This is a genomic window from Flavihumibacter stibioxidans (assembly GCF_014332695.1).
Taxonomy (GTDB): domain Bacteria; phylum Bacteroidota; class Bacteroidia; order Chitinophagales; family Chitinophagaceae; genus Flavihumibacter; species Flavihumibacter stibioxidans.
The window spans coordinates 1-5,059 of record NZ_MBUA01000010.1; the positions used below are offsets into that span (position 1 = coordinate 1).

Consider the following 5,059-nt stretch of genomic DNA (forward strand, 5'->3'; position numbering starts at 1 on the left):
ACTGGAAATTCCGCGTAACCTGAGCACTTTTTTCCGCGCCAAACTGATCACTGGTTTCCGGAGCAAATTGACCACTGAATTCCGGGGCAAATTGACCACTACTTTTCCGCGTCAAACTGAGCACTTCATTTAGTTGTTTATGGTACGTTCATCGGTTTAGTTAGGATGCTGGTTGAATGGCTTATTCTCGCTGTTCATACCAGTTACAATGCCAAACAACCCGATTAAGATGAGTAAACTTCGTCAAGTACTAAAACTTTCATTTCAGGGCCACAATAAACTGCAGATAAACAAATTAACCGGTGTATCCCGTAATACGGTAAAAAAATACCTGGACATAGTCGATGCGCTTTCCACTTCCTGGGAAGAGCTCAGCCGCTTGTCCGATAAGGATTTAGACGAACTATTCTGCAAGGAACCGGAGGTTGTTCCGGATACCAGGCTCAAGGAACTGCTCGCCTTCTTTAGGGACAACGACAAACGCTTACGGCAACGAGGGATGACACTACTGCGGTTATGGGAACTTTACCGCCGGGAGCATCCTGCAGGCTTTGGGCACACTGCATTTTACCGTCATTATCATTTATGGAAGCGCCGTGTACAGCCCAGCATGCACATGGAGCATACCGCGGGTGACAAGGTCTATGTTGACTTTACCGGGGAAAAACTACCTGTTCTGGATGAAGCGACCGGTGAACTGCAGGAAGCCGAGGTCTTTGTAGCCATACTGGGTGCCAGCCAGCTTACCTATATGGAAGCTGTCATGTCGCAGCGGGTAGAGGACTTTATCGGTTGCTGTGAGCATGCCCTCCATTATTTTGGGGGCTCCCCCAATGCCATTGTTCCGGATAACCTAAAATCGGCGGTTGTCAAAAGCAGCCGGTACGAACCGACATTAAACGAAAATTTTGAAGCCTTTGCCGATCACTATGGGATGACGCCGCTCCCGGCCCGGGCCTACAAACCCAAAGACAAATCCCTGGTAGAGGGGGCTGTAAAAATCATGTACAGCCGCGTTTTTGTGGCGCTGTCGGAGGGGCCCGCTACGACACTGGAACGATTGAATGAGCAGGTCCTGTTATTGTTGGAGCAGCACAACAACACTCCGTTTAAAGGCCGTTCCTACAGTCGCCGCGAGCAGTTCGATGAACTGGAAAAGATCGCCCTGCAGCCCCTTCCGGCCAAACCCTATGAACTACGCCGGTCCGTTCATGCCACGGTTATGAAAAATGGCCATGTTTGCCTGAGCGTGGATAAGCACTACTACAGTGTGCCGTATGGATATATCAGTAAAAAGGTACGTATACTCTTCAGTGTCTCTGAGGTGGAGATTTATTACAAATACGAACGCATTGCCACGCACCGCCGGGTGCGCAGTGCACACAATTACAGTACGGAGGGTAGTCATATGGCCAGTCAGCATCAGGTACAGGTCGCCTGGAATCCGGATTATTTTTTAAGCCTCGCCCGCGTGATTGCACCCGAAGTGGAGCACTACATTAGTCAGGTGCTGTTGAAAAAACGACATCCGGAACAAGCCTATAAAATTTGTAATGGCATCCTCTCTTTTGGGAAGCGGATTGGACACGAACGGCTGATCCGGGCCTGCCAGCGAGGGCATGCGTATGGCCTTTACTCCTATCGGGCGATTGAAGATATCTTACAAAAAGGGCTGGATCTGACGGATCCGGAAGAGTCCCAATCTACCCCCATGCCCAGCCATGACAACATCCGGGGCAATCATTATTATCAATAAAAACAACACCAATGAATGAGCAAACCATCGAAAAAATGAGAACCATGAAACTTTTTGGCATGTTACGTGCCTTCCAGACCAATCTTGAAACCGATACAGCCGTCCGCTACACGCCTGATGAACTGGTTGGCCTAATGGTTAGTTCGGAATGGGACGATCGCTACAATAGAAAACTGGACAGGAGTGTGCTGCGAGCGAGGTTCCGTTACAAGGCATCGATTGAGCAAATCAGCTTTACCAATGAACGGGAGCTCCATAAAAATCAGTTGCTGCGACTGGCCGATTGTGATTTTATCAAGAAAAAAGAAAACCTGCTTATAACCGGCAGTACCGGAATAGGAAAAAGTTTTATTGCGTCAGCCTTGGGTCACCAGGCCTGTTCACTGGGCTATAAAGTGCAATACGAGCATTGCACCAAGCTGTTCTCCCGGTTAAAAATGGGAAAAGCGGACGGCACCTATTTAAAAGAAATAGCCAAAATAGAAAAACAGGACCTGTTGATATTGGATGACTTTGGGATGCAACCGCTGGATGCGCAGAACCGGGCCATACTGATGGACATCATTGAAGACCGCCATGGCAAACACTCCACCCTGTTCACAGCACAGGTGCCGGTCAACAAATGGTATGAGGTGATTGGTGAACAAACCATAGCGGATGCCATCATGGATCGGATCATACATGATGCGCATCGTTTGGAACTCAAAGGAGAATCACTGCGAAAAAAAAGACCTAACTTAACTGCTGGTATAACCGAATAAAACACCAATAAATCATTGGCATTTTTGACTAATAAATCGAGTAACTTTTTAAACACTAAAGTGACAGTAACTTTTAGTGCTCATTTTGCCCCGGAATAAAGTGGTCAGCTTGGGTGGAATATCCAGTTTGTAGCTTTTTGATATAACAAAAATCAAAATTTATGACTACTACAAACCGTTCTCCGCGTCCCTCTACACTGGTTGCCCAGGCATGTGCTAATGTAACTGGTTTTCATGATTTATTCAAGCGGCTCAAGCGTCGCATGAAGACATCCGGCAGAAGCGAAAGCACCCTCAACAATTACGCCCGGCACCTGGCACAGATGGCCTTACATTTCAACACGCTGCCTACTGAACTCGATGAAGATCAGATTGAAGATTACCTGTATCTCCTGCAGCAACAACACAACACGCCTTCGGAATCCTATTTCAAACACACTGTGTATGGCCTTCGGTTTGTATTCCGGCTGGAAGGACTGGATGACAAACGCATTGCCCTGCCTGCCATTCAACGGGAAGAAAAACTTCCGGTAATTCTGAGCCGGGAAGAAGTAAAACGGCTGCTGCACACACCTACTTTGCTTAAGCACCGGATCCTGATCGCTCTACTGTATGACTGTGGCCTTCGCTGTATGGAAGTGCGTAGCCTGCAACTCAAAGACATTGATCTGAACCGCCGCATGTTGCACATCCGGCAAAGCAAGGGCAAGAAAGATCGCTATGTTCCTATTGGCTCGGTACTGGCAGCCGGACTTCAAAAATACATCGATGCCGAAGGTCCTGTTAAGTGGCTCTTCAATGGCAAAGGCGATCCTTCAATTGAAGGCCGCAAAGGAGGCGATTTTGACAGCCGCTATTCCCAACGTGGTGTGCAGTGGGCCGTTACCCAGGCAGTCAAACAGGCAGGCATTAAAAAAGAAGTATCGGTTCATACCCTTCGTCATACCTATGCCACGCATTTATTGGAAGCTGGCATCGATATCATGACCATCCAAAAACTCTTGGGCCATGAGAGCATCGATACCACGATGATTTATTTACATGTTGCGCAACCCGTTGATCGACCACCCCTCAGCGTGCTGGATCAGCTTTACGGCAGGTAAACCGTGCAACCGGCTTTTGAACTGGCCACTATTCTGAACCTGCACTGGGAGCGAGCAAATGAGCAACTATCCTTAAACAGTTGGCAGTGGCGCACCCTGCATGCGATCCGGCGCTGCAGAACGGCAGCACTGGGCGGGCATATTGATCAGTGCGATAGTTGCGGGCACCTGCGTATCAGCTATAACAGTTGCCGCAATCGCCACTGTCCCAAGTGCCAGGGACAGCAGCGGGAAGCCTGGATGGCGGCCCGGCAGGAAGAACTATTGCCTGTTCCGTACTATCATGTGGTGTTTACATTACCGGAGGCGATCAATCAACTGGCGTTGCATAAACCGGCTGTTGTTTATGGTTTGCTATTCTCAACCGTTTGGAGTACGATTCAATCTTTTGCATCGGATCCAAAACACCTTGGTGCTCAAACCGGTATGATCAGCATCCTGCATACCTGGGGACAAACACTCACCCTGCATCCGCACCTGCATTGTATCGTTCCGGGTGGGGGTATCACTTCTACGGGCCATTGGAAAAGCACCCGCTGCAAAGGCAAGTTCCTCTATCCGGTAAAAGCCCTGAGTGCGGTATTCCGGGCCCGGTATGCAGCAGCCTTGCGAAAAGCGTTTCCGGAGCAGCCACCGGAATTTTTCAACCAGCTTTTTGCTACCCCCTGGGTAGTGTATGCCAAACGTCCTTTCGGTGGACCTGACCAGGTGATTGAATACCTGGGACGCTATACGCATAAGATTGCGATCAGCAATCATCGCATCACGGCAGTCAATGATCAAACTGTTCAGTTTACCTACAAGGATTACCGACAGGCAGGTACTAAAAAAGAAATGTGTTTATCTGCAGTAGAATTTATCCGGCGCTTTGCGCTGCACATCCTGCCTAAAGGATTTGTGCGGATTCGGCATTATGGGATGTTGAGTAATGCGGTAAAGCAGACATCACTTCCAACGATCCGGGAACAATTAACTCCGAAGCAGAACCGCAACAAAAAAGAGCAACCTACTGCAGAACTATCCGTACCAATTGAAGCCAGCTGTCCCTGTTGCAAAAAAGGCCGCATGCAACACGTGATGGATTTTGATCATCGGGGACCACCTATTGCAATATTGAACCAGGTAACATCAAATGTAAAGACGACCCTTTGAAAGCTGATTGCCGAACAGGCCTGGGAATTTTATATCCATTACCTATGAAAACATTGCATGATTGCCAGGAGAATCAATAGAAAATCCTGATCCGGAATAAAATTAGCTATCCTTTTGAAGGGAGTAAATCCATCATGCAACTCCAGATCAGTTTAATCCTCCGGTTTTCATTTCTTAAACCAGTAACTTCTACTATTCAAACCCCATAAGTAATAGCCCGGCTACCAAGGTTCCGTGCAACATCCGCTTCATCGTTGGCGCTTCGCACCCGACGAAGCTTAGTTGTT

Annotated in this window: 4 protein-coding genes; all 4 read left to right on the forward strand. The window is 48.3% G+C overall.

Translation table 11 applies throughout. The annotated features are described in order from the left end of the window. Positions 1 to 229 precede the first annotated feature (229 nt). The gene (gene istA / locus BC349_RS07100) at positions 230 to 1,756 is read left to right on the forward strand and encodes an IS21 family transposase (RefSeq protein ID WP_222840114.1); all 1,527 of its coding nucleotides are present in this window, start codon (positions 230 to 232) and stop codon (positions 1,754 to 1,756) included. Between the two features lie 11 nt (positions 1,757 to 1,767). Then, a complete protein-coding gene (gene istB / locus BC349_RS07105; protein ID WP_187256069.1) occupies positions 1,768 to 2,517 on the forward strand; it encodes an IS21-like element helper ATPase IstB in 750 nt (249 codons plus the stop codon). A 161-nt stretch (positions 2,518 to 2,678) separates the two neighbouring features. Beyond that, positions 2,679 to 3,620, forward strand: a complete 942-nt coding sequence (locus tag BC349_RS07110; RefSeq protein ID WP_187256030.1) for a tyrosine-type recombinase/integrase — start codon at positions 2,679 to 2,681, stop codon at positions 3,618 to 3,620. 3 nt (positions 3,621 to 3,623) lie between these two features. After that, positions 3,624 to 4,772, forward strand: coding sequence for an IS91 family transposase (locus BC349_RS07115; RefSeq protein WP_187256029.1), 1,149 nt, complete (start codon positions 3,624 to 3,626; stop codon positions 4,770 to 4,772). Positions 4,773 to 5,059 lie beyond the last annotated feature (287 nt).

What these genes read in the sequence shown, in the direction of transcription:
- BC349_RS07110 (WP_187256030.1), top strand. Translation starts at nt 2,679, where the DNA reads ATGACTACTACAAACCGTTCTCCGCGTCCCTCTACACTGGTTGCCCAG.
- istB (WP_187256069.1), top strand. Translation starts at nt 1,768, where the DNA reads ATGAATGAGCAAACCATCGAAAAAATGAGAACCATGAAACTTTTTGGC.
- istA (WP_222840114.1), top strand. Translation starts at nt 230, where the DNA reads ATGAGTAAACTTCGTCAAGTACTAAAACTTTCATTTCAGGGCCACAAT.